Genomic DNA, 26,251 nt, shown 5'->3' on the forward strand with positions numbered 1-26,251 from the left:
TGGTTTTTTTCTGACGTTAAGATAAAATTAGCAAAGTAAAAGGCGGGTCCTTCCAAATGGAAGTGCCCGCCTTTTTGATTTATATTATGTTACTTATATGATGAGTTAATAAATTATGCGAAGGAATGGATGTTACCAATCAAGATGGCACCAACCAAAACCAAGAGAGTTCCGGCAATGATAAACTTCATTTGAGTAGAAGTCTTCTTTTCATGCAAGATGTAGATACCACCAAAGGTACCAACAACGATACTCAACTGTGACAAAGCAGTGGCAATTGTTTGACCAACAGCTGGGTTAGCAGATGAAATGAACATGAAAATGTTTCCAACGGCCCAAACCAAACCAGTTACCAAGTTCTTCCAAGTTGGCTTTGAGAACATTTGCTTTCCTTCGCGGAAGACGAAGAGCACGATAATCAATGAACCAATTACCTGACCGATGGCCTGAGGACCAACGATAGCCGTCATATAGTTCAAACCATGGCCAGCAGACTTGATGTTATCTGAAATGTAACCAATCTTTGACAAGAAGTTAGGCAAAACGAAGTAGAGCATGAAGCCTGCAGTTGACATTACCAAGTAGAAAATTCCCTTAGCATCAATCTTTGAAGGCGTTGCTGCTGTTTTATCTGGCTTTGAGATAAAGGTTGCACCAGTCACAACCAAAGCGATTGAGATAACCCCAACAATCCACATAGCTGCGTTCTTCCATTCTCCCAAGAGAGTGGCAGCCAACAAGGCATTCATGATGATTTGGCCGGCAGTTGACAAAGGCATTCCCAATGAAACACCCATTTCCTTGAAGAGCAAGAACTGGAAAACCATTCCAAGAGCCCAAACCAATCCTGACAGGATACCAACAACCCAGATTTCAGAACCAAGGTAGAAGCCATTTGGTATGACGAAACCAAAGAGTGTGACCATTCCGAAAATCAATGCTCCGATTGACATTCCGAAAGTTTGTTGTGAGGCAGATCCGCCCATTTTTGTTGATACGAGCCCGACTGAACCCCAGAACAAGGCTGGGAGCAAGGCAATTAAAATCGCAAAGTTCATAATGTTTAAGTTCCTTTCACTTATCTTACAAGCTATATTCTACACGAATGTAAACGGTTACACAACATTTTTTACAAAAAAATTTCATGAAATAATAAAAAGCCTGACAAAGCAGGCTTTCAAAGGTTAATTTTTATCGTATTGAGCTAAGTTCCAGTTTTCAATAATCTGGATAATCAGCTTTGGATAGCTAGGATCTGTGGCATAGCCGTCAGTTGACAATGCTTGAGCAGCGTCCTTGTAATTTTTGGCCGCCAAAACATCAGCAAACTGATTGGCATTCCAAGTATTACCATTGGCAATCGTCTTAGCGTGGGCCTTCATGGAATCTTGATAAGAATCGTAAACTGCAAAACGAGCATTCTTCGTCACTGTTTGACCGTTTTCGACCTCTTGGGTCTGCAGAACAACTGATTTACCAGCCGTTGTATCATCCGTCTTCACACCGTAATAGTTATTGTACTTCGTCGACAATGCAGAATCGTCCCAATTTGATTCGTGGATAGCCTGCGCAATTGAAATTGACGCCAAGATACCATACTGAGATTGAAGACTCTGGCTGTATGGTGCGATTTTCTTAATAAAGGCTAAGCGGCGGTCGAATTCTTTTTTACCACCATTCTCGGCTAGCAAAATGGCAGTCGATGCCGGAATTTTATTAGCTTTTAATTGCGCATAATAAGGCTTTAAAGTCTTATTTGTCTGCTTCAACATGGTCATCACCAAATCCTTGGCTGATTTTTCCTTCTTGAAGCGGTAGATTCCTGGATAAACAAAGTCATACAAATTTTGATCACTCTTAGCATTTAAGAACAACTGTGGATATTCTTTCTTAGCTTGAGCAATTAAATCGCTATCGCTATAAGCAGCTAACAAATCAGATTTTGACACATCAGCAGCATCGGCAATCGTTTGCGCCGTTTGGTCAGCAGTCTTCGTGTTGGAAATAAAGGTATAACCAGAAGACAAAACCGGTTCAGCCCCTGCTCCCTCTGTTAATTCTTGGTAAATCTCAGCAATATCTTGAACCTGTGACAACGGATAAGTGCCACCCGCAATATCTTTAGCCCCATACTTATTTGCATAACTAACAAAGTAGTGACTGTTGCGGATAATTCCCTCTTTTTGCAACTGCTCACCGATTTCCTTAACACTCGCCTTGTCCTTGACCGTCACCATCGTGACTGCGGTGTCATTTGGATTCTTTGCCTGATATCCCTGGCGATTGAACCAGAAGGCCCCACCAACTGCTAATAGCAAAACGAATAGGATCATGATAATTCGGAACCGCCAACTATGTTTTTTACGTTTCTTTGACGATTGCCGACGTTTTTCAAATTCCATCAGTAATGTTTCCAATCTTCAATCTTATTTCGTCCGGTTGACTCAACTTACACAGGAGTCTGACCAGCAACTCCTAGTATACTCCCCTTTTTAGGGAAATATAATTAAAAAAACATAACGAGAGTAGGCGTAACCTGTCCTCATTATGTTTTTCCTTAATTAAGTAAGAATAAAATTAAGCCATCAATTCTTGCACATCACGAGCAATCATCAATTCTTCATCAGTTGGTACGACCAAAGTCTTAATCTTTGCATCGGCAGCTGAAACATCTGCTTCTTCACGACAACCAGTGTTCTTATCCTTATCAATTTCGATACCAAAGTAACCCAGACGGTCAACGACTTCTTCTCGAACCCAATCAGCGTTTTCACCAATTCCAGCAGTGAAGACCAATGCATCAGCTCCACCCATTTCAGCAATGTACTGACCGATATAGCGAACAACACGATCAACAAAAATCTTAATGGCCAAGTCAGCCTGTTCGTTGTCCTTACGGGCAGCCAAGAGGTCACGCATATCACTTGAGACCTGTGAAATTCCCTGCAATCCTGATTTCTTGTTCAAGATTGTCAACATTTCTTCATTTGACAGGTTTTCCTTGGTTTGGATAAAGTTCACTAATGACGCATCCACATCCCCTGAACGAGTTGCCATTGTCACACCGGCTAATGGAGTGAAGCCCATTGATGTATCAAATGACTTGCCACCCTTAACGGCCGTAATTGAGGCACCGGCACCAAGGTGCAAGGTAATCAATTTCAAGTCCTTCAAGTCCTTACCTAAGATGTCAGCAGCGCGGCCAGCAACATAGCGGTGTGAAGTTCCGTGAGCGCCATACTTACGTGCGCCATACTTTTCATAGTATTCATAAGGCAATGAGTAAAGGTAGTTCACCTTTGGCATTGTCTGATGGAAAGAGGTATCAAAGACGGCAACAGAAGTTGCGTTTGGCAACAACTTTTGGAAGGCACGAATTCCCAATGCGTTGGCTGGGTTGTGCAATGGTGCATAATCAGCTAATTCATCAATCTTAGCCAAGACATCATCGTTCACCAAAACAGACTTATCAAAGTATTCACCACCAGCAACAACGCGATGGCCAACCCCAACGATTTCGCTAAAGTCTTGGATAATATCCAATTCTGACAATTTTTCAAGCATCAAGTTAATGGCAACTTGGTGGTCCTTGATAGCGGTAACAGTCTTAAACTTAGCCTTGTCACCAGATACCTCAACGTCAGCATTTTTGGCCGCTTGATCATTGGCCGCAAACTTGATCGTTACAATGGCATCATCCATTCCGATTCGTTCAATTAACCCTTGGGCGATTACTTGCTCTTGTGGCATCTCTAAGAGCTGAAACTTCAATGAAGAACTACCGGCATTCACTGCCATAATCTTTGCCATGAAAAAAATCCACCTATCTTTGTTTTTTAATTCATTTCTAACTTACTTTAGTTTACCCCAGGCTTGAATATCTTGCAAAAATTCTTGCAAAGCCTTTTGGTCCTTAACGGAAGGATACTGTCCCATCAAAACTTCTTGCTTTGGCAGCGCATCTTTCTTCCGCAAAACCAAGAATGCTTTCGCTTGTTCTTGATTTTGGAAATACTCAGCCGGCAGTGACAAGAATGCCTTTAACTGGGCTTTTTGTGAGAACAATTTCAGGATGGACTCATATCGTGGTCCTGTTAATAAATCACTTGGCACAATGAGGTAAATCCAACCATCATCCTTCACCAAATCCAATGACTTTTCAATCATCAGGTAGTGAGCATAAGATTGGCCATCTTGTTCTGGAAAAGCCGTGACGAAGTTTTCCGGTGCCTTGCTGGGGTAGTAACCAATTGGTAAGTCGCCAACCACAATATCGGCCGGTGATTCCCCTTCTTCTGAAAGACCAATAACATCCCCAAAAAGAAGTGTTGGGTCTTGCTTGAGCGCGACCGCTAACTCACTAGCCAAGGATAACTGCCCCTCATCGTTATCAATCCCCGTTAAGCGATGACCTTGAAGGTCATGGCGACTAAAGCTTTCCACAATTGTCCATAAGAGGTTACCAGTTCCAACGGCCATGTCAGTGATACTCATTTGTTCACTAGGATTAGCTGTCTGGTAAATCAGCTCGCCCAAAAGATAACCAATACCATCTGGGGTTAACTGAAGGTTTGCTGGCACTTTATCCTCTCGGTCAGCTTTCAAAACCAAAAGTTGTAAGATATTGCGTTGGTCACTAAGAAGCAAGCTTGACCAGTCAATTTCCTCTAAGGACTGCAGTGCTTTTTTAGAGTCATCAGCTAACTGGTCATGGTCGGAGCTAAGAATTTCTTTTTTATTCAGCCTCTCCAAAGCCATGACAAGGGCTGCTCGATTGGTCATTTTTTCTTGATTCTTCACCGTCACCACGGCTTGATCAATTTTTTCAAAATATGCAGGAATTTGTCGATTTATCATGGTCTTATTTTAGCCCTTTTTGCTGGTCTAGACAAGGCTAAGGGGTTAAAAGTGGTCGCCAATAATCCTGATTTTTACTAATAATTTTAATCTGGCCTCTTCCCGGTTCAACTAACCAAGAATCACCCTGAATTTGGCCAGCTTGTTGGTTATTTTGATGAAACAATCGTGACGCTTCAATTTGCCTTGTATCGATGGTCGTCGTTTCTAACAACAATAATTGACTATGCATTTTTTCGTGAAAAATTTTCGTCTGCAAAAAGAACATCAAACCAATGAGAGTTAATGCCAAGATGGTCGGCAACAGCAAGTAGGCTGGCTGATGATTTTTGTATTGGTATAGCTGGTTGTTTGCCATCTTTTACCCCTCTTCCACAACGACCTGTTTCGTCTTGGGTAAAAAAAGTGTACCACTCGCTTTCTCATGTCCATGAGAAGAAACGGTCAAAAATTGATAGGTTCCCAAATTATCGACCAACAAATCATCAATCCCGTGTAGCAAGAGCACGCGACCATGATGAGTCCCATCCAAAACTAAGTCATGCTTAGCAACTTTCAACGTAACCGGATCGCCAATGGCCTTCTTCAGCTGAATTTCATGTGCTTGAACTTGATCAAGTTGATACCCTTGCCGACCTAGCTGCGTTAAAGCTGCCTGAAAATCAGTTTGCAAATCTTTTACCGTCCCTTTTTTACTTTGCGGCAAAATAATCATTAACGCTTCAAAGACCATCGCTGCCACGACGAGGGCCATGATTGCTTCCACCATAGTAAACCCCCTCCGGCTACGTTTGCTTTGAATCGCCGTCATGAGTGCCCTCTTCCTTTGGTTTTGGTGTTTGGTCCACAAAAGACTGCCATCTCTCTAAAGCCTTTCGTTTTTCCTGATTGGCCGCCTTATTCTGTAAAATCAGTTCTCGCTGCTTCTTTTGATAATTGCGCAATGTTTCCAGTTCGAAAACGACAACACTAGTAATCAGTGTCAGCGCCATAATCCCCTCAACAAGGGCAAAGCCTGACGATTTTCTAGACTTTCTCGAAACGATAGGTACCACCTCCAAATTGGAAAATAAGACGCCAGGTACCCTGACCCTGGTGCCAGGTAATATGACCGGGGGCCACGTAGCCACTTGGCTTGATCACAACTTTTGTTGCCCGCTCAACTTTGCTTTTTACTGGGTAAGAAAGCACTGCTTGACCAATCACCAACTGGTTTGATTGAAAATCAAGAATACTTTCAACTCCTTTTGCTTGTGCTAATAGGCGGGCTCGCTGAAAATGGGCAGCAAATTGCTGTTGAAAATCTGCAAAACTCTGCTGATTTTGCTTCGGTCGTAAGGCGAGTCCAAGTCCGAGCAAGAGTGCTACTAGGCTCAAGACAATCACGGATTCCACCAAGGTAAAGGATTTAAATTTTAGCTTCATGGCCAGCAATCACAATTTTCAGTGCCTTTACCTTTTCAAGCTGTTCCTTGGTCAGATAATTTTCCTTTGCTAAATCATCCATTGTCACCTGTTTCTTTTCCGGGTGGTCATTCACGTACAAATCAACCTGTGTCTGTACGGTGGCGACCATTGCCTTTGCATGGGTTTGCTGCGCCTTATCTCGTTGTTGCGTTAAGTTCGGCAAAATCAGTAACATCAACAGACCAATAATGAAGAGCACTACCGTCGCTTCAATCAATGTGAAACCGTTTTTCTTCGTCGCTATCCGCCGATTTTTCGCTCGGACTGCTGCATAGCAAGCCTTTGATTGACAAATTTTACGATGTTCACGTTTAAGCCAAAAACGTTTGTGGGGTTGAAAAAAGGATCGCTGGTTGAATAAACCAATCTGCATCGTCTGGTTCATCGGATGGGACTGATGGTGACAGTAATCCCGAGGCCTTCCCGACAAACGGGACCTTCCGCCTGCTCCAGTTTGTGTGTGCTTAACAAAATTGAATGTTTGAATCATATCGACATTCCTCCTAAATTTTTATAGAGCGGTAATAGCATCGCAAGATATAACAAAACAATGGTCAGTCCAATCAGAGCAAAAAAGAGTGGTTGGATTAGACCCAATAGTCGGCTAACTTGGCGGTCAAACCGTTGAAATTCGCTTTTGGCATAGTAAGTCAAGTAGGTACCGAGTACCGGACCAGTAAAGCCCCTATCTAAGTAAGTTGCTAGCGGCTTTTTCAAATAAGACTGATTGCCAATCCAGTTTTGCAGAGTCTGACCGTTTTGCACGGCGTCTTGGGCTCGTTTGGCAATTGCCACAACCAAACCGTTTTTCTTAGCGGATAAGGCCGCAAAACGGTCAATCACATTCGGTAATGTGTGCCCTGCTAACAGCAAAATCCCCAGATGTTCCGCTAACAGATAAGTTAAGAGCGTCTGCATCAGCGATCCCAAAAAGGGCACTCGAGTGGCAACTTGAATTCGTTGTAGTGGTGCTAAACGCCTCAGTAAGAAAATCAGAACAACAATCATGACTAAGGCAAAGCCAAAGAGAAAAGCTAAGCCATGTAAATAAAAGAGAGCAGGATTTTCTCCCGTGCCTTGGCCTCCCTTTTGTCCGGCCGACAAAGCATGAAAAATCGGATAAAGATAGGTCTCCATCCCCACCACCAAGGATAATAAAAAGACCAATAAAATCACTGGATAAGTTAAAATCTGACGGAGCTTCTGTTTGTAGCGCAACACTTGGTCAAAGTTACTAGCCAATGCGGTCAGCGTTTGGTCGAAATTACCATGTGACTGTCCCAAATCAAGATAAATTCCAACTGAAGGACTTAACACCTTCCCCAAACTAGCAGCTAGTGGTTGACCATGCTCCAGCTGGCCACGAATGGTCTGTAACCTTTCTTGCCAGCTTGGATGGGCACTTGCTAAAACATCGAGGCTCAATGATAAGGCATAACCAGATGCCGTTAACTCACCAAGCTCAGCTAAAAAAAGAACCTGGTCACTTTCAGAAAAGCGAATTTTTCGTTTCGGATGCATCGATTAAACCTCCTGATTTCCTTGTCGGTAGCGTTTTAAACTTTCTGCATAGGGACGATGCTGAATCACTTCACCCGCCTGCCAGTTAGCCACCCCGTAGACGACCCCTAACTGGCCATCTAAGCCCGGGAGCAAGCGTTGATAAACCGTCTTGACCAAGGCTTGGTTCAACAATTGGCGGTCAAGGCCGAGGTTGAGTAGGCGGTCGAAAACAGCAATCTCAGAATTAGCGTGTAAAGTACTCAAAACCAAATGACCAGCTAAAGCCGCTTGGAGAGCGGCCTGAGCAGTCTTGGTATCACGAATCTCGCCAATTACTAATAAATCCGGTCGGTGACGCAGGGCCACCTTAATTAGGGATTGATAGTCAATTCCGGCCTGTTCGTTGACCTGTAGTTGTAAAAAAGCTGGCTGATAAATTTCAACCGGGTCTTCCACTGTTAAGACGACCTTGCCTGGTGACCAGGCCTCCAGCAAGCGGTAAAGGGTACTGGTCTTACCGGACCCAGTGGGACCAGCCACCAAGTAAAGGCCTGCACTGATTTTTTCGGCAACTAAGTCCACAAAGATAGCTGGCTCAAACCAGTGATTTTTCGACAAATCAGGATAAATCAGCCGTAAAACGGCGCTTTCTTGTCCCAAAAAATCCCCAACGGTTGAAACACGGACGAAGCCTTGACCAAAATCAAAGCGTCCTAGTTGTGGCCGCCGGCTCTCAGCCAAGTTCAGGCCCGCCCGGTACTTAATCACAGCCAAGGCCCTTTTTCCAAAGTCCGCTTCCATCACTGCCAAAGTTCTCACTTGACCCGAAATTTGTCCCCGTACCTGGTAATCGCTGCCTTCTGCTGGTAAAAAATAAAAGTCCGTTACCTTTTGTGTCTGTCCCCAGGTCAAAACAGCTCGAATCCAATCGGCGGGGTCTGCTCGTTCATGTTCAGGCCAATTTGCTATTTTCTTGATCATGGTGACCTCCTTTCATCGCTAGTGAGTAAGACGACCAGGTCAGCAAAAAATGGCTCAATCAAAAAGCGTTCGGGTAGCTAATTTTTTACTGCATCGCTACTTATACGCACTATTGGATTAGACGGAGAAATCTTTGAAGAAAAAAAGAAGTCAAAATCCTCGATTGGCCTGACTTCTAGTAGAAAAAAAGACCGAATTCAATGGATTCGATCCTTTAAATAATACTTATTAATTTTTACTAATTTTTTTCTTGGCTCAAAGCCGCTGCGAAAGTATTTTCCAACAGAGTGGCGATGGTCATCGGACCAACACCACCTGGAACTGGTGTAATGAAGGAAGCTTTCTTTTCGGCCGAAGCGAATTCGATATCACCGGTTGTCTTGCCGTCCACAACGTTCATCCCAACATCAACCAAAACGGCACCATCCTTGATTTGGTCACCAGTAATAAAGTTAGCAATCCCAACCCCAACAACAACGATGTCTGCATCCTTTAAGACATCCAAGAGCATTTCACGTGGTGTGTAACGGTGAGCTAACGTCACCGTTGCGTTCGCGTTGTTCAACAAAGCAGCCATTGGGCGACCAAAGAGTTGAGAACGGCCAACGACAACAGCCTTTTTCCCATGCAAGTCGATGTCATAGTGCTTCAACATCGTCATCACCCCTTGAGGAGTGGCTGCTACGGCGTATTCACCAGGTTGGTCACCAAAGAGCATCCCTTGGTTGAAAGCACCTAATCCATCAACATCCTTTTCTGGGGCGATGGCTGAGAAAACTTGTTGGTCGTTGACGGCTTCTGGCAATGGTGCCTGAACCAAAATACCAGTCACGCTTGGATCTGCGTTCAAATCTGCTACAATCTTTAAGACGGCTTCTGTTGTCACATCGTCAGCAACCGCAATATCTTCAGTGGCAATACCAACCTTGGCTGCTGCTCGTTGCTTCATGCCAACATAAAGACGTGATCCATCATTTTTTGGATCAAAAACAACCGCTAACTTTGGACTCAACCCCGATTCCTTGACCTTGTCCGCCAGTGCGATTTTGAGGTCCTTTGACAGGGCCTTTCCGTCTAAAATAGTTGCCATTATGTTTCTCCTTGTTCCTGATTTTCCGAACGTTTTATTATAAAATATCTTTGTAAGACCATTTTATCAGAATAAAACCGTTTTTTGTTTACAGAAAGGTAATTTTTTATGTCTGACAACCGTATTTCTTGGGATCAATACTTTATCGCACAAGCTGCCATCCTCTCAACCCGGTCAACTTGTACTAGGCGGCACGTTGGTGCCATCCTTGTGAAAGACCATCGCATTATCGCCTCTGGTTACAACGGTGCCGTTTCTGGTACCCCTCATTGTACGGAAGTTGGCGACTATATCGTTGATGGTCACTGTATCAGAGCCGTTCACGCTGAACAAAACGCCCTCATGCAAGCCGCCTCAATGGGCATTGCCGTTGAGGGGTCAGAGGTCTATGTAACCGACGTTCCCTGCGTGCAATGTACGAAACTTTTACTTCAAGCAGGCATTACCAAGATTAACTTCATGCGCGACTATCGTAATGACGATTTCGCGGAATCCCTCTTAGAAGAAAAAAACGTTGCCCTAGTCCAAGTTCCCTTTGAAAAACAGACGGCAGAACAAATTAACCTCGCCCAATTTATTAAAGACTAAACCCAAGAAAAAGCAAGGAGGATTCCTTGCTTTTTTGCTATACTGAGAAGGACGAATTTTTATTAAAGGGGACTTACTCATGAGTCAAAACGAACAAACTTACCTCGATCTGGCCGCTAAAATTTTGAACGAAGGCCACTACAAGGACGATCGGACCGGGACCGGAACCTATTCCATCTTCGGGACACAAATGCGCTTTGACCTCCAGGAAGGCTTTCCTCTTTTAACCACTAAAAAAGTTTTCTTCAAGCTAATCAAATCAGAATTGCTCTGGTTCTTGCGCGGTGATAATAACATCCGCTTCTTGTTGCAAAACAATAACCATATCTGGGACGAATGGGCCTTTAAAAACTGGATTGAGTCCGATGAATATAGCGGACCAGACATGACTGATTTTGGCTTACGTTCACAAACCGATGCCGAATTCAATGCCCTCTACCAGAAACAAAAGGACATCTTCGTCGACAAAATCTTAAACGATGATGACTTTATGGAAAAGTACGGGTATATCGGTGAAGTTTACGGTAAGCTCTGGCGGTCATGGGCATCTGTTTTGCCCGATGGTGGCACCACAGACCAAATCAGCAACTTAATCGACCAAATCAAGAACAATCCGAACTCTCGGCGTTTGATTTTGTCTGCTTGGAATGCCGAAACGACGCCCCAGGCACCACTACCATCCTGCCACGTTTTGTCACAATACTACGTCAGCGAGGGTAAGCTTTCAGCACAACTTTACCAACGCTCGGGTGACTTTTTCTTAGGTGTTCCTTTCAACATCGCTTCTTACTCGCTGTTGATTCACATGATTGCAGCCCAAACCGGTCTGGAAGTCGGTGACTTTGTCCACACTATCGGCGACACCCACATCTACAAGAATCACGTCGACCAGGTCAAAGAACAAATCAGTCGGCCAATGCATCCATTGCCAAAACTTTGGTTGAACCCCGAGGTCAAGTCAATTTTTGACTACACCATGGATGACATTAAAATTTTGGATTATGAATCAGAACCGGCTATCCGCGGTGCGGTTGCGGTTTAAGCAAAGCTATTCACTTCCGATTAGCATTAGAAGACAAAACGGCAGTGACCATCTCATTTTGATGGTCACTGCCGTTTTTATTATTCTTTAGGGCTGCGCTGATTTTTCATCACGCTTTTCACGAGCGATATCCCGCTCCATAATCTTTTTCAAATACTTAGCCGTATAAGATTCGGTGTTTTTCGCCACCTTTTCCGGTGTCCCAGTGACCAGAATCTTACCACCGCCGGCACCACCCTCTGGGCCCAAATCAATCAACCAGTCGGCTGACTTAATCACGTCCAGGTTGTGTTCGATAACGACGACCGTATTGCCGGCATCAACCAGGCGGTTCAAAACCGTTAGCAGGCGGGCAATGTCATCGGTGTGCAAACCAGTTGTTGGTTCATCGAGGATATAAATCGTCTTCCCATTTGTCCGACGATGTAACTCAGAAGCCAACTTCATTCGCTGTGCCTCCCCACCTGATAGGGTTGTTGCGGACTGGCCTAATTTGACATAGCCCAAACCAACATCATTGATTGTTTGCAAGCGACGCGCAATCTTTGGAATTGGTGCAAAGAAGTCGAGGGCTTCCTTGGCCGTCATATCCAAGACCTGAGAGATCGTCTTATCCTTATAAGTGACTTCCAGCGTTTCGGAGTTGTAGCGAGTGCCACCACAGACCTCACAGGCCACGTAAACATCCGGTAAGAAGTTCATCTCAATCTTGATGACCCCATCACCGCGACAATTTTCACAGCGGCCCCCCTTCGTATTGAAGGAGAACCGTCCCTTGGAATAGCCACGAAGCTTGGCCTCATTTGTTTGGGCAAACAACTCGCGAATATCATCGAAGACACCCGTATAGGTTGCAGGATTCGACCGTGGCGTTCGACCGATTGGCGATTGGTCGATGTCGACCACTTGCTCTAGGTTTTCAATTCCTTCAACCGAACGGTAAGCACCGGGCTTATTCGAATTCTTGTTGAGCTTTTGCTTCAAAACCCGTTTCAAAATGGTATTCACCAGTGTCGACTTACCCGATCCAGAAACCCCCGTAACGGCCACAAACTTCCCTAATGGAAACTTCGCCGTAATGTTTTTCAGGTTATTTTCCTTTGCTCCCCGAATAACAATTTCTTCGCCATTACCCTTGCGACGAGACTTCGGTACCGGAATATAACGCTTTCCTGAGAGGTACTGACCAGTCAAAGATTTGGGATTCTTCATAACTTCGGCCGGTGTGCCAGCAGCCATAATTTGGCCACCAAGCGATCCAGCCCCAGGACCAACATCAATCAAATAGTCGGCGGCCTCCATGGTATCCTCATCGTGTTCAACGACAACCAGCGTATTGCCCAAATCACGCATCGACTGCATCGATGCTAAGAGTTTGTCATTATCACGCTGGTGCAAACCAATCGATGGTTCATCCAAAACGTAGAGAACTCCAGACAGGTTTGAACCAATTTGCGTGGCCAATCGAATTCGCTGCGATTCCCCACCGGACAAAGTTGAAGCTGACCGAGACAACGTCAGGTAATCAAGACCAACCGACCGTAAGAAGCCAAGTCGATCTTGAATTTCCTTTAAGATGGGTTGGGCAATTTCTTGGTCTTGGGGGCCAAAGGTCAAATCAGCAAAATAAGCCAATTCCTCATTAACCGGCAAATTCGTGACATCACCAATATTGCGGCCACCAACCTTGATGGACAAGGCCGCTGGATTCAACCGGTACCCATGACATGCTGGACAGGTCAGTTGCGTCATATATTGAGCCATCTGGTCCCGGGTGAAGTCAGAATTAGTTTCCTTATAACGGCGGGAAACGTTGTTCATCACCCCTTCAAAAACCTGGTCAGCATCACGAACACCACCAAAATCATTTTGGAAATGGAAGTGGAATTCCTTTTCACCCGACCCATACAAAATCAGGTCCTGGTCCTTCTTTGGCAAGTCCATAAAGGGCACATTTTGATCAATGCCAAATTGTTCACAGAACTGTTCCAACAATGCGGGATAGTAATTAGAAGAAATTGGGTTCCAAGGCGCCAGAGCACCCTGTTTCAACGTCAAAGTATCATCTGGCACGACGAGGTCTAAATCAACCTCCTGAGTCGCCCCAAGCCCCTGACAAACAGGACAAGCCCCCATCGGCGCGTTGAAAGAAAAGAGTCGCGGTTCCAACCGACCAACCTTAAAATCTTTCAGGTCACCCAAATAGTGATCTGAGAACCGCAATGGCGCAGGAACTTCCTCGTCACCACGGCCAACCGGTTCCAAAACGACTAAGCCACCCGCTAGGTTTGTGGCCGCCTCAATCGAATCGAAAAGGCGGGACCGGGCATCAGCACGCAAAACAATTCGATCCACCAGAACATCGATATCATGGAAACGATTGCGTTCCAAAGCGAGGTCATCAACTGTATCAAGTTCGACAATCTCACCGTCAATGCGAGCTCGTAAATAGCCCTGCTTTTGCATCTGGGCAAAGGCCTTCTCGTGAGTTCCTTTTTTGTGCTGGATAATCGGCGCAAAGACCTGCAAACGGGTCCCCTCCGGTAACTCTTTTTGAGCGTATTCGACCATCTGATCAATCGAATGAAGGATTTTCGTCCCATCCTTGGGGTCGTCAGGCTTCCCCACACGAGCAAACAACAAACGGAAATAATCCGAAATTTCGGTTACCGTTCCCACCGTTGACCGCGGATTATTCGAAGTTGTCTTTTGATCAATGGAAATGGCCGGTGAAAGGCCATCAATGGAATCGACGTCGGGCTTATCCATCTGCCCCAAAAATTGGCGGGCATAGGCGGACAATGATTCCACATAGCGACGCTGACCCTCGGCATAGAGGGTATCAAAAGCGAGAGAAGACTTTCCAGAGCCGGATAAACCAGTCACAACCGTGAGAGATTCCTTTGGAATATCAACATCAATATTTTTTAAATTATGGGCACGAGCCCCGCGAATTTCAATTTTATCTTTCGCCATAAAATCCTCTTTCATGGTCAAACGAGCACCAACCCGCTTGGCCAGTTCACCCCTGTTTTATCACATCGGTGACCTGAGGCCAACCCTTACCGGCCGGCCCGTTTCCTTAATTTCATAATATTATCGCGAATCTTAGCAGCCGTCTCAAAGTCTAAGCCCTTCGCCGCAGCCTTCATTTGGCTAGTGAGGTTTTCCAAAATTTCGGTCTGATCTGATTTTGGCAAATCAGCAAAGTCGACTTGCGTCAAGTCAACATCTTCAACCTCTTCAGCCGCCTTACTTGCACTAATTAAGTCGCGAATTTCCTTTTTAATTGTCTGTGGCGTAATGCCATGCTCCTTGTTATAAGCCATCTGAATATCACGGCGGCGAGCCGTTTCATCCATGGCTTCCTGCATGGAGCGTGTCACCTTATCGGCATACATAATCACGTGGCCATTTGCATTCCGGGCAGCTCGGCCAATCGTTTGGATCAGCGAGCGTGGATTACGCAAGAAGCCTTCCTTATCAGCGTCCAAAATGGCTACCAGAGAAGTTTCAGGGACATCAATTCCTTCACGCAACAAGTTAATGCCGACTAGCACATCGTACTTGCCCAAACGTAAATCACGGATAATCGCCGTTCGCTCAAGCGTCTTAACATCGGAATGAAGGTAAGCTACTTTGATACCAACGTCCTTCAAATAGTCCGTCAAATCTTCTGACATCCGCTTCGTCAACGTGGTAATAAAGACACGCTCATTTCGTTCAACTCGTAGGTTAATTTCACCCACTAAATCATCGATTTGGCCCATCACTGGGCGAACTTCAACTTCTGGATCAAGCAAACCGGTTGGTCGAATAATCTGCTCGACAATATCACGCTTTGGCACCCGAGAAAGTTCGTAATCACCCGGTGTAGCGGACATATAAATAATTTGATTAACGTGCTTTTCAAACTCTGGAAGCTGCAGAGGACGGTTATCCAGTGCTGAAGGCAAACGAAAACCGTAATCAACTAAAGTCTTCTTCCGGGCGCGGTCACCATTGTACATCCCACGAACTTGTGGCATCGTCACGTGACTTTCATCGACAACAATCAAAAAATCATCGGGGAAGAAATCAAGAAGGGTAAATGGTGGTTCCCCCTCTTTGCGACCGTCCATCCAGCGTGAATAGTTTTCAATACCAGATGTAAAGCCCATTTCATTCAACATTGCTAAATCATATTCAGTTCGCTGCTTGATTCGCTGGGCTTCCAGGAGCTTTCCCTCTTTTTCAAACTCCTTGACCTGGTCTTCCATTTCTTGGCGAATACCAACCAATGCTTCCTTCATCCGTTCATCATCGGTCATGAAGTGTTTAGCTGGGAAAATGGCGACATGGTCACGTTCCGAGACCACCTGCCCGGTCAAGGCTGAAATTTGTCGAATACGGTCAATTTCGTCACCGAAAAATTCGACTCGCATGGCCAATTCATCCTGGGAAGCCGGGAAGATTTCAATCACATCGCCTCGCACTCGGAAGGTTCCACGCTGGAAGTCAATATCGTTACGGGTAAATTGAATGTCAATCAGGTCGCGCATCAATTGGTTGCGCCCATATTCGTTACCGACTCGCAGAGAAATCACGTGGTTCTGATATTGGTGAGGGTCACCCAAACCAAAGATTGATGATACTGAGGCGACAACAATCGTGTCATTGCGTTCAAACAATGAAGCCGTTGCCGAGTTACGCAACTGGTCAATTTCATCATTAATCGCGGAATCCTTTTCAATAAAGGTGTCCGAAGAAGGCACATAAGCTTCTGGCTGGTAGTAATCATAGTAGGAAACGAAGTATTCAACCGCGTTGTGTGGAAAGAATTCCTTTAATTCTGAATAAAGCTGACCAGCCAAGGTCTTATTATGTGACAAGACCAAGGTTGGCTTATTATTTTGGGCAATCACATTGGAAATCGTAAATGTTTTTCCGGTTCCAGTTGCCCCGAGCAATATTTGCTCTTTGACGCCATTTTTTAAACCCTTAACAAGCTTATCAATGGCTTTTGGCTGATCACCAGTCGGTTGGTACTTTGAAACAACTTCAAAGCTTTGATCCTTTTGCGGTGTAATCAAGATAACTCCTCCTCGCCTGGTAAAAAATCACTCAGGGATATTATAACAAATATAACAAAAAACGAACACATGTTCTATTACTTGAACGTGTTCGTTTTCCTGTTTTGTTTTTTATTTTAACTCCGGTGCATCCGTTTTGTAATCCGATACAGTCGATTGACCATTACGCAAGGCCAAAATTGAAGTTGGACTCGACGACTGACTCGCCTTCAACGCTTTTAGCGTATTGGCTTTCGTGTAATCATACGATTTTTTATCAATCTTATGGAAGTTCCAACGGTTCTTATCAAAACGTAGCAAATCACCGGTAATCACTTTATCAGAATTTGACAGCGACTCGTCAACGTAAGATTGAACCCGCTGGGCCGTTGCCTTTAACGCTGGATTACTATCAATGGACAGTTTTTGACCAGTCTTACTATCGAAGTACTGATTCTTATACTTCGTATAGGTTGGCGTCGTCCAATCACCATCACGGAAAGCCACAATTTGTGGATTCTGAGTCGACAACAGGTCATGGCCGAACATCGTCATACCGTCCGTTGAGACCCCAAGAAGGTTCATCAAGGTTGGCATCATATCGATTTCACCACCATAGGTATCGTTGATACCACCTTGCAAGCCCGTTGCGTGAATCATGAATGGCACCTTTTGGAACTGGGCCAAATCATAGTCACTAACAGAACTCTTACCAAGCAGCTTCGCAATGGCAGGCTTATGGTTTTCAGAAATACCATAGTGGTCACCGTACAAGACAAAGACTGAATTATCATACAACCCTGCTTGCTTAAGGTAAGCCATCAGTTCACCGAAGGCTTCATCAAGGTAGTGGGCAGTCTGGACATAACCATCAACTGTATTGTCACCAGTCTTCGTGGCTGGAAAATCAGTATCTTCCTTATCCATTTCGTATGGATAGTGGTTCGTCACCGTAATTAACTTGGCATAAAATGGCTGAGGTAACTGCTCGATGTACTGAGCAGTATCCTTCAAGAAAATCTTATCCTTCATGCCGTAACCGACGTTATAACTTGGATTATCGCTATCCTTATAGAAGTTCTTTGAGAAGAAGTAGTTATAACCAAAGGACTTATAAGTATTGTTTCGGTTCCAGAAGGTTGGCACATCACCGTGGAAGGCAGCTGAAGTATAACCTTGTTGACCCAGGATAGCCGGAATTGCTTCAAAGGTATTGCTTGATCCGTACTTGGTCATGGCAGATCCGGTTGAAAGTCCATACAAGGAATTTTCCTGCATCATTTCAGCATCAGATGTCTTTCCTTGACCAACCTGGTTGTAGAAGTTATCAAACGAAAGCGTATTTTGATCGTGATAGAAGGCGTTTAAGTTTGGTGTGACTTCACGGCCGTCCACCTTGTAATCAATTAGGAACTGCTGGAAGGATTCAAGATGGATGACAAAGACATTCTTACCCTTTTCGGTTCCCGTATAAGAAATATTGGCTGGAACGGAATTTTGCTTCAAGAAATCTTGAACCTTTTGTAAATCAGCCGCACTGGCTTCCTTACGAGACTTGTTTTGATTATTGGTTTGCCAAGCATTAAAAGCTGCATATTCATTCAAGCCTAAGTATTTGACAATATAGTTGTTATCAAATGAACGCGTCAACAAGCCGGATCGGTCAACCGAAGCCACTCCAAAATCAACCAACATTAAAACAATTCCCAAAACGGTTGTTAAAATGGCATAGCGCTTTTGAATGGCTTGCTTATCGATGGGCCAAAGCTTAAAGAGTAAGACAACGGCCATGACAACCAAGTCGACATAAACTAAGAAATCGGTTGGGCGAATAATGGCCGCAATCGACTTCCCAAGATTATTTCCCGTTGATGAACCCGATCCCATAATCCCAAAGGATAAGAAATCAGAAAATTCACGATAATAAAGAATGTTGGCAAATAGCCAAATGGTCTGAATTAAATTCATCACCCAAGCTAAAATATAGGCCACTTTCCCACGGAAGTAGAGCGCAATCCCGAGCAAAATAATGGCCGTTGGGATTGGGTTCAAGAAAAGCAAGAAATCTTGGATTGGTCCTTGGACTCCCAGGGAAAAATTGATGTGGTAATTAATATAGGTCTTTAACCACACAAAAAAAAGGTTCAAGACAAAAAAGCCACTAATACTAGTCCAAAAAGCCTTGGTATTCTTCAACTTTTGCCAGAGCTTGTTTGGCTTGAATGCATCTTTGAGACGAGCTAACATATCGGTTTTCCTCACAAAACTTAAAAGGTATGTTGAATATCGAAGAGGAGGTCATAAATCTCGATGGCGACCAAATCAACATCATCAAATTTATATTGCTTATTGCGCCGGTGTTCTTCGATTGTCCAAACCTTGTCTTCTTGATCAAGGGTTACCTTTAAAACCTCTAAACCATAGGAATCAAAACGTCGAACTTGAAAACGCTGGTCCGTTGATTTTTCCATGGCAAAGAGCCGGTTTAATATCGTTGTTAAAACACTTTTACTGGCTAAATCATCCATTCTTTGTCACTCCTTTTGTTGCTTTGCCAACCGTTGTTCCTTATTAGGAATTACATAGGCTAAAATACCAGCAAAGAGACAGAAGTAATAGGTAATGATTCGCCAAATTAAGATAACCAAGACTAAAGTCGCTGGGTTCTTAACGAAAGGCGTAAAGAGAAGTTGAAAGGACAACTCTGCTCCCCCAACACCACCTGGAATTGGAAACAACGAAATGACCATCACAATCATAATGTTCATTGTTAAAATCAGCCAGGGGTTAACGGAGCCATAACCAAAGGCCCTAATAACAAAATACGGTACCAGGTAAAAGGCAATTAATTGTAGAGCCGTCCAAAGCGTTGCCACACAAAGTGATTTAGCTGAGCGGGCAACACGTTTTGACTCCTGATGGAAATTATTGACCTTATCTTCTGCTGTGTCAACTAATTTTTTAACCCGACTAGCACTCATAAACTTTTGTGCAGCACGACCAGACCATTCAACAACCTTCAAAGACAGCTTTGGCCAAAACATCACCAAGAGCAGGCCAATAATCACAACGGCATGGATGGCGATGGCAAAAGGAATGAAGGTAGCAAAAGTTGGGTCAACGTTTTTGTAAATAAATGAGTCGGCAGCCACATAGCCAACAATAAAGAACAAAACGACCACAACCTGATATACCAAAAACTTCATTAAGGTCACGGACAAAGCCCGACTTCCTTCGATTTTCCCTCGAGTTAATGCATATAGTTGCGCTGGCTGTCCTCCAGAGGCAAAGGGCGTTAACCCAATCCCCAACTGGTTGAGCAACGGCACTCGGATTAAAGTTCCCCAAGTGGTGTTTTTTCGGTCAACAGAACTAAGCAGCGATCTAGTCGCCAATGCCTCAAGCACCAACGAAAGAATCATCGTCAACAATGCCAGAACAAGAAAATGCCAGTCCAAGACTTTCAGTGCGGCCTCTAACTGCTTTTCACGGCCATTTAATTCCCTCGTCAAGTAATAGATAGTTAAACCTGTTAAAACAAGAACAAGTAAGGCCGATAATTGGTTTTTTTTGGATTTTAAAACGTCCATCAAGAATCTCCTAGGACCGATTCGTCGACCAAGCTGGCACAAGCGCCCCGTCCTGGTCAGCGTTAAATGACAAGGCGCGATTCTCTAAAACCGCTTGATAAACCTCAGCAAGAATTTCTCCAACTCGGTTTAAATCTCTTTCTTGTGCAACTTGGAAACCAGCCTGCGTCAAATCTGATTTTTCACCGGCTAAAATGGCAACCATTTGACGGTCAAAGTCTTCTAAGTCTTCAGCCTTATAGCTATTAACGCCGTCCTTCAGCCAAGAATCATAAACCGGAATATCACGTACCAGGAGGCGTTGCTTAGAGGCCAAGGCTTCTAAGACGACGATTCCTTCTGTTTCTTCATAGGATGGATACAAGAACAAATCAGCCCCAGCAAAAGCCCCTAAAATCACGTCCCCCGATAAGTAACCAGGGAAAATTAGGTTTTTGGGATGTTCGCCACCAAAGACAACCCGGCGAATCTTACGTGGCAAGATGGCGGGGTTGGTATGACCAAACCAAATAAAGGTAACTTCTGGGTGGCGCTTGGCTAACTCAACAAAGTCGAAAATTCCCTTGCGCTCAAAGAACAGACCGACAGACATCACCACTTTCTGACCTGGCTGGATATCAAAGTAATCCTTGTAGGCTTGAATCTTTTTGGGATCGTTTGCATATTTACTCAAACGGATTCCATTTGAAACTGGATAAATTGGCTGTGTGAGGCCATAGTTTTCCAAAAGTGACTTTGAATACGGTGTTGGTGTAATCAAAGCATCGGCTTGGCCATAGAGCGCCACCAAGTACTTCTTATACAAGGGAGCAATCAAGTTTGAGGCAAAGAATGAATTGCGAAAGTCTTCGTAGGTTGAATGGGCGTGGTAAACCACCTTTTTCCCCATTTTATGCGCCTTCTTGACCATATACATCGATTTCACACCATAAGTGTTGATATGCAAGATATCATAGTCCGTACACTTGGGGTCAGTCGTTACCTCAACATCTTCAATTGGTGCCAGCGCTTCTTGTTGCAAGCGCATGGCCCGACCGATGCCTGATTTGGCAATTAATTTTTGGTTTTCAAAATATAACAGAACCTTCAAGTTAGCTTCTCCTAAAGGGGTTGCGTAAGAGACGTTTGATATAGCCGACTTCTTCATCCGTTAACTGGTCTGAATCGTCATCATCGTCATCATGGTGGTAATCTTGCAAAACCTGGTCATAAAAGTTAAAGACTCGGTTCGCAAAGGTTGTTGCGTCAACATTTTTTACTGCTGCTGCTCGAATTTGATCATCGGCGGCTGTATCAGAATGTTGTAAATAATATAATGTGGCGGCTAGGAATTCGTCGTAATCGTCAATCAAAGTCCCAATCGCCTTGTCTGTCACCACTTCTTCCAAATAAGGTGAACGAACGGCGACAAAGGGCCGGTCAGCAGCCAAGGCTTCAATAAAAGTCAACCCTTGTGTTTCACTATCGGATGAAGAAACGAAAACATTGGCCATTCGATAATAGTCACCGACCTGGTCATGATTAATCATGCCCGTAAAAATAATGGCATCCTGCAAGCCCATGTCTTCGACCTGTTCTTCCAGGGATTTCTTGGCTGGGCCGTCTCCAGCAATCATGAGCTTTGCATCCGGAATCGTCTGCAGAAGTTCCGAAAAGGCGGAAATCGTCAAAGCAACATTTTTTTCAAAGGCTAGCCGTCCCAAAGACAGAATCACCGGCTGATTTTCGGCCAAACCGTACTGCTGACGAATATCGTGATGAGTTTCTCTTTTTGGAATCGCCACACCGGTTGGAATCACTGGAATTGGAATCGTCACACCATAACTAAGCAGGCTTTCTTTGACCCGCTCAGAAGGAGCGATGACGCCTTCCATTCCCTTCAGGTAAGCCTTGACAATGTGGCCGACCGCACTAGGTCGGATTAGCATCCCTTTTGCCACATAATGTGTGTAATCTTCATATTGCGTGTGATAAGTATGAATAACCGGAATCTTTAGCCGTCGGGCCACATACTTGCCGATTAAGCCCAATGAAAATTCCGTCTGGGTGTGCACGATTTCCAGGCCCAAGTCACGGGCAATTTCAACAGCTTGAATCAAACCACGAAAAGTCAATCGGCGATCCTTGAAGCCAAAATAGGGCATCGATGAAAAGCGATAAATCCCCTCTTCAGGTGTCTGCTTGTCCACCTTGGGATCGGTGGTCGTAAAAATATAAACTTCGTGACCCTGGGCCTCCAAAGCATTTTTTAAGGTTTGAATTGAGGTGGCGACACCGGAAACCTGTGGAAAATAAGTATCCGTAAATAAGCCAATTTTCATAGGAATCTCCATTGCTCGTTGCTTTGCCCTTGGGCATAGTACTTTTAGTATACCATCTCGATGAGGTCGTTCCAAATTCTGCCCCGGAAAACGGTTTCGATTTAAGACCGCTAAAATCTCTATTCAAAGACCATTTGGTTGGTATACAGTTCGGCATAGAAGCCATTTTCTTTGACCAATTCCTCGTGGGAACCACGTTCAATGACTTGACCATCCTTCAAAACGACAATTTGATCAGCAGATAAGATTGTCTTAAGACGGTGAGCAATCACAAAGGATGTGCGGTTGGCCATGACGTTATCCATTGCCTCTTGAATCTTTTCCTCGGTCACCGTATCAACGTTTGACGTTGCTTCATCCAAGATTAGCAAATCAGGATCCGTCAAGATTGTCCGAGCAATCGAAAGAAGCTGCTTTTGTCCACTGGAGAAGAGGTCTTTTTCAGGGGAAATTTGTGTATCGTATTGATCCGGCAAAGACATAATAAAGTCATGGATTCGTGCTTGCTTAGCAGCCTCTTGGACTTCTTCTAAGCTGGCATCCGGTCGACCATAGCGGATATTATCCATGATTGACTTCGAAAAAACAACTGATTCCTGCAAAACAATCCCAACGCGGTCACGCAAGGAATAAAGGTCAAAGTCTTGTAGCTTTGTCCCATCATAGGTGATTTCACCGCCCGACAGGTCATAGAACCGATTTAACAGGTTCATCACAGTCGTCTTACCAGAACCCGTTGGTCCCACCAAAGCAACCATCTGGCCCTTTTTCACCGTAATGGAAACGTCTTTTAAAATTTGTCGATCGGGATTGTAGGCAAAATCAACATGCTTCAAGGCAATCTCGTTCTTGAGCGGACCAGCAATCTTTGTCCCTGCGTTGGCTTCATCATCCTCCTTTTCAACTTCCGTAATCCGGTTGGCACCCGTTACGGCCAGTTGTAAGGCGTTATAGATAGTTGTCAATGAGGTGATCGGTTGGAACAGCTGCTGTGAATAGTTAACAAAGACAACGACTAAAGCCAAACCAGAGGCCTTGTCCATACCATTATGCAAAACTAACCAAGAACCAAAGAAAATCACAATTGCTAAGTTCAGCAAGGAGAAGCCTTGCATTAAGGGGTTCAACAGGCCGGAATAAAACTGGCCCTTTTGGCTCGCTACCCGGACCTGATCGTTAAATGGTTCGAACTTTTCAATCGAATCCGCTTGGCGGCCTTCCGTTAACAGAACGGTTTGCCCGGCCAACTGTTCATTAATATAGCCGTTCATGTCAGCCGTTGCCGCCTGCTGGTGGTTAATTTGAACCTGAGCATACTTGGCAATCAACAGGGCGCCAATAATGGCAATCGGCGTTGAAGCCAATGTCACCCACGCCATCGTTGCTGATTTGGCAAACATCATCCAAATCACACCGGCAAAAAGCAGTGCTTGGGAAAAAATCTGGAAAACGGCGTTATTCATGGCCGTAAAAATATTATCTAAATCAGAAGTAAAGAGTGATAAAACTTTTCCGTCCTGGTGGGTATCAAAGTAGCGCACTGGCATTTTTTGCAGCTTGCCAAACAAGCCGCGCCGCATCACGCCCACTGAATCAGACGAAATTTTGGCAGTCATAAGACCAGAAATTAGCAAAGCAAATTCGGTCAACACATAAAAAGCAATCATGGAAAAGACGGCCACATAAAAATCATGTAGGGATCCATGACCACCAGGCGTTAGCGAGGCAACCAAATAGCGAGTCAAAGACGAAATGGCATCCCCCAAATAAAGTGGTGCCTTAATCTGCGCATAAGTTGCCACTAAAATTAAGAGCAACGAAATGAACAGGGCCCGCCAGTATTGCTTTAAATTTTTAACAAAGTAAGCAAGTGCTGTTTTAATTTCAGCCATGGTTGTCCTCCTTTGCTTTTTGACTTTGGTAAATATCTTGATAAATTTCAGACTGGTCGAGAAGTTCTTGGTGGGTTCCAGCCCCAACAATCTGCCCCCGGTCCATGACCAAAATCTGATTGGCATGGATAATTGAGGCAATCTTTTCGGCAATAATTACCTTCGTAGTGGCCGCAAAGTCCTTGGCTAATGCCTCTTGAACCAGCTTTTCTGATCGAGCATCCAAGGCAGAGGTTGAATCATCCAAGATTAATAGACTCGGATTTTTAACCAAGGCTCTGGCCAGCGATAACCGTTGTTTTTGCCCACCGGAAAGGTTGGAAGACCGTTCCGAAACTTCTTGACCAAAGCGGTCGGGATATTGGTTAATAAATTCACTGGCTTGGGCCTGGTCGGCCGCCTTTTCTAAATCAGCCAAACTGGCATCTGGCCGTCCCATCTTTAAGTTGTCTTCAATCGTGCCGGAAAACAAAACTGGCTTTTGCAAAACAATTGATAGGTTGTGATGTAGCGTTTCTTGGTCGATGTTCTGTAAGTCTTGCCCATCGATGTCAATCTGGCCCGCACTTGGCTGGTACAAACGTGCCAGCAACAACGCCAAAGTGGACTTTCCGGACCCCGTTGATCCAACAATTCCGAGCGTTTGGCCAGCTGGCAGGTTAAAGGAAATATCGCGCAAAACCTGCTTGTCATCATTTGGATAGGCAAAAGAAAGGTCACGAACGTTAATGGTCCCATTTAATCGCTTAACTGTCCCATTTTCAGCGTTTTCATGAATATTAATGGTACTTGGCTCAGCCATCACCGCCCCAATTCGCTTCAAAGAAACTAGACCACGAGAAGCCATGTTGGAAACCATCCCCATCATCAGCAGTGAGAACAGAATCTGATTTAAATAGGTGATAAAAGGCGTAATTTTTGCCAATTCGTCGGGGTTCTTCAAAATGGTTTGCGAAACCAATAGCAAAGCAGCAGCAATCGCGATATAAGAAATCAGCATATAAACCGGCGTCATTAATGAAAAGATATAAGCAATCTTTTGGTTTAAATCCGTCAATTCCTTAGTACTGGCTGCAAAGTTGTCTTCTTCTTGCTTTTCTTGGTTAAAGGACTTCACCACACGGACAGCTGAAAGGCTTTCCTGAGTAATGGTATTATTCTTATCCAAAATATGCTGGAACTTGCCAAACAAGCCGCCCATTTTCCCAAAAATGCGCCCCGTTGTCAGCATGATTAAGACAATCATTAAGGCAATCACCCACCATAAGCCGGGCATGGTCCAAATGGCCAATACCAAGCCACCGGCAAATAAAATTGGCACACGTAAAATGATTTGCATCAACTGCATGGCAAAGCGTTGAACCTGGTTAATATCGTTAGTTAACCGAATGACCAAGTTAGCAGATGAAAACTTTTGAATCTGCGTTAAAGAAAACGACTGAATCTTTTCGTATTCTGCTCGTCGTAAATCGGCCGCAACACTTTGGGAAACTCGGGAAGCAAAAAAAGTGCCAGAAACCCCGGCGACCATGCCAACAACAGCCAGTGCCAAGAGCCAGACCCCGTTATGGAGAACAGCTTGCGAATTATCAGCAATGATGGCCGATAACATTCGCTTTAAAAACTGCGGCTGCAATAATGTTGCCGTTGCCATCGTCACGACTGCTAAAACAGCGCAGGTGATTTGCTTCCAATAAGGCTTGGCATAATGTAATAGTAAATTCATCAATTCTTCCTCATCATGACTTTGGGGCAAATCAGCATTCCTTGGAATTTTTTTGTCCCTTTTTACTGGTAAAAAGACCCTCCCGAATTATTTGGGAGGGTCTAAGACAATTGTTTGTTTGCGTTAAACAAAACGAGTCATGT

General features: G+C 44.4%; 23 protein-coding genes. 2 read left to right on the top strand and 21 right to left on the bottom strand.

Going from position 1 to position 26,251, the window contains the following annotated elements; all coding sequences use genetic code 11:
• Positions 1 to 113: 113 nt before the first annotated feature.
• The 12 genes from AABI08_RS02115 to AABI08_RS02170 form a co-directional block, all read right to left on the bottom strand.
• Positions 114 to 1,058: a GRP family sugar transporter gene (locus AABI08_RS02115; protein ID WP_338343439.1), complete on the bottom strand. Its 945-nt coding sequence runs from the start codon at positions 1,056 to 1,058 to the stop codon at positions 114 to 116.
• Positions 1,059 to 1,184: 126 nt separating this feature from the next.
• The gene (locus AABI08_RS02120; protein WP_338343440.1) at positions 1,185 to 2,402 is read right to left on the bottom strand and encodes a glycoside hydrolase family 73 protein; all 1,218 of its coding nucleotides are present in this window, start codon (positions 2,400 to 2,402) and stop codon (positions 1,185 to 1,187) included.
• Positions 2,403 to 2,577: 175 nt separating this feature from the next.
• Positions 2,578 to 3,810, bottom strand: coding sequence for an acetate/propionate family kinase (locus AABI08_RS02125; RefSeq protein WP_338343441.1), 1,233 nt, complete (start codon positions 3,808 to 3,810; stop codon positions 2,578 to 2,580).
• A gap of 42 nt (positions 3,811 to 3,852) precedes the next feature.
• Complete coding sequence (locus AABI08_RS02130) at positions 3,853 to 4,857, bottom strand: class I SAM-dependent methyltransferase (protein ID WP_338343442.1); 1,005 nt, start codon at positions 4,855 to 4,857, stop codon at positions 3,853 to 3,855.
• A gap of 37 nt (positions 4,858 to 4,894) precedes the next feature.
• Positions 4,895 to 5,215: a hypothetical protein gene (locus tag AABI08_RS02135; protein WP_338343443.1), complete on the bottom strand. Its 321-nt coding sequence runs from the start codon at positions 5,213 to 5,215 to the stop codon at positions 4,895 to 4,897.
• 3 nt (positions 5,216 to 5,218) lie between these two features.
• Positions 5,219 to 5,626, bottom strand: coding sequence for a hypothetical protein (locus AABI08_RS02140; RefSeq protein WP_338343444.1), 408 nt, complete (start codon positions 5,624 to 5,626; stop codon positions 5,219 to 5,221).
• Between the two features lie 16 nt (positions 5,627 to 5,642).
• Entirely contained in the window at positions 5,643 to 5,849 is a 207-nt protein-coding gene (locus tag AABI08_RS02145) for a hypothetical protein (RefSeq protein WP_338343445.1), read from the bottom strand.
• A 34-nt stretch (positions 5,850 to 5,883) separates the two neighbouring features.
• Positions 5,884 to 6,282: a hypothetical protein gene (locus AABI08_RS02150; protein ID WP_338343446.1), complete on the bottom strand. Its 399-nt coding sequence runs from the start codon at positions 6,280 to 6,282 to the stop codon at positions 5,884 to 5,886.
• Entirely contained in the window at positions 6,266 to 6,568 is a 303-nt protein-coding gene (comGC, locus tag AABI08_RS02155) for a competence type IV pilus major pilin ComGC (protein WP_338343518.1), read from the bottom strand. The genes AABI08_RS02150 and comGC overlap by 17 nt, the downstream gene beginning before the upstream one ends.
• A 242-nt stretch (positions 6,569 to 6,810) precedes the next feature.
• Positions 6,811 to 7,845, bottom strand: a complete 1,035-nt coding sequence (locus AABI08_RS02160; RefSeq protein ID WP_338343447.1) for a type II secretion system F family protein — start codon at positions 7,843 to 7,845, stop codon at positions 6,811 to 6,813.
• Positions 7,846 to 7,848: 3 nt separating this feature from the next.
• On the bottom strand, positions 7,849 to 8,808 hold the full coding sequence (locus AABI08_RS02165; protein ID WP_338344155.1) for an ATPase, T2SS/T4P/T4SS family: 960 nt from the start codon (positions 8,806 to 8,808) through the stop codon (positions 7,849 to 7,851).
• Positions 8,809 to 9,046: 238 nt separating this feature from the next.
• The gene (locus AABI08_RS02170; protein WP_338343449.1) at positions 9,047 to 9,898 is read right to left on the bottom strand and encodes a bifunctional 5,10-methylenetetrahydrofolate dehydrogenase/5,10-methenyltetrahydrofolate cyclohydrolase; all 852 of its coding nucleotides are present in this window, start codon (positions 9,896 to 9,898) and stop codon (positions 9,047 to 9,049) included.
• 108 nt (positions 9,899 to 10,006) lie between these two features.
• Between AABI08_RS02170 and AABI08_RS02175 the strand changes: the two genes are divergently transcribed.
• Positions 10,007 to 10,486, top strand: a complete 480-nt coding sequence (locus tag AABI08_RS02175; RefSeq protein WP_338343450.1) for a deoxycytidylate deaminase — start codon at positions 10,007 to 10,009, stop codon at positions 10,484 to 10,486.
• Between the two features lie 79 nt (positions 10,487 to 10,565).
• Positions 10,566 to 11,528 carry a thymidylate synthase gene (locus AABI08_RS02180; RefSeq protein ID WP_338343451.1) on the top strand — a complete coding sequence of 321 codons (963 nt, stop codon included), beginning with the start codon at positions 10,566 to 10,568 and terminating at the stop codon, positions 11,526 to 11,528.
• 87 nt (positions 11,529 to 11,615) lie between these two features.
• On the opposite strand, the gene uvrA is transcribed toward AABI08_RS02180, so the two are convergent.
• The 9 genes from uvrA to AABI08_RS02225 all read right to left on the bottom strand — a co-directional run bounded on the left by uvrA (position 11,616) and on the right by AABI08_RS02225 (position 26,108).
• A complete protein-coding gene (gene uvrA, locus AABI08_RS02185; protein ID WP_338343452.1) occupies positions 11,616 to 14,504 on the bottom strand; it encodes an excinuclease ABC subunit UvrA in 2,889 nt (962 codons plus the stop codon).
• A gap of 86 nt (positions 14,505 to 14,590) precedes the next feature.
• Positions 14,591 to 16,600 (bottom strand): excinuclease ABC subunit UvrB, encoded by a 2,010-nt coding sequence (uvrB, locus tag AABI08_RS02190; RefSeq protein ID WP_338343453.1) that lies wholly within the window; start codon positions 16,598 to 16,600, stop codon positions 14,591 to 14,593.
• 111 nt (positions 16,601 to 16,711) lie between these two features.
• Positions 16,712 to 18,826, bottom strand: a complete 2,115-nt coding sequence (locus AABI08_RS02195; protein ID WP_338343454.1) for an LTA synthase family protein — start codon at positions 18,824 to 18,826, stop codon at positions 16,712 to 16,714.
• Between the two features lie 20 nt (positions 18,827 to 18,846).
• Positions 18,847 to 19,107: a DUF1797 family protein gene (locus tag AABI08_RS02200; RefSeq protein ID WP_047975370.1), complete on the bottom strand. Its 261-nt coding sequence runs from the start codon at positions 19,105 to 19,107 to the stop codon at positions 18,847 to 18,849.
• 6 nt (positions 19,108 to 19,113) lie between these two features.
• Complete coding sequence (locus AABI08_RS02205; protein ID WP_338343455.1) at positions 19,114 to 20,169, bottom strand: lysylphosphatidylglycerol synthase transmembrane domain-containing protein; 1,056 nt, start codon at positions 20,167 to 20,169, stop codon at positions 19,114 to 19,116.
• Between the two features lie 10 nt (positions 20,170 to 20,179).
• Positions 20,180 to 21,259 (bottom strand): LTA glycolipid anchor biosynthesis glycosyltransferase, IagA/BgsA family, encoded by a 1,080-nt coding sequence (locus tag AABI08_RS02210; protein ID WP_338343456.1) that lies wholly within the window; start codon positions 21,257 to 21,259, stop codon positions 20,180 to 20,182.
• 1 nt (position 21,260) lies between these two features.
• Positions 21,261 to 22,490, bottom strand: coding sequence for a glycosyltransferase family 4 protein (locus tag AABI08_RS02215; protein WP_338343457.1), 1,230 nt, complete (start codon positions 22,488 to 22,490; stop codon positions 21,261 to 21,263).
• Positions 22,491 to 22,609: 119 nt separating this feature from the next.
• The gene (locus tag AABI08_RS02220) at positions 22,610 to 24,382 is read right to left on the bottom strand and encodes an ABC transporter ATP-binding protein (protein ID WP_338343458.1); all 1,773 of its coding nucleotides are present in this window, start codon (positions 24,380 to 24,382) and stop codon (positions 22,610 to 22,612) included.
• Positions 24,375 to 26,108 (bottom strand): ABC transporter ATP-binding protein, encoded by a 1,734-nt coding sequence (locus AABI08_RS02225; RefSeq protein WP_338343459.1) that lies wholly within the window; start codon positions 26,106 to 26,108, stop codon positions 24,375 to 24,377. Before AABI08_RS02225 ends, AABI08_RS02220 begins: the two co-directional genes overlap by 8 nt.
• Positions 26,109 to 26,251 lie beyond the last annotated feature (143 nt).

The sequence above is a fragment of the Fructobacillus evanidus genome (assembly GCF_963580165.1).
Lineage (GTDB): Bacteria > Bacillota > Bacilli > Lactobacillales > Lactobacillaceae > Fructobacillus > Fructobacillus evanidus.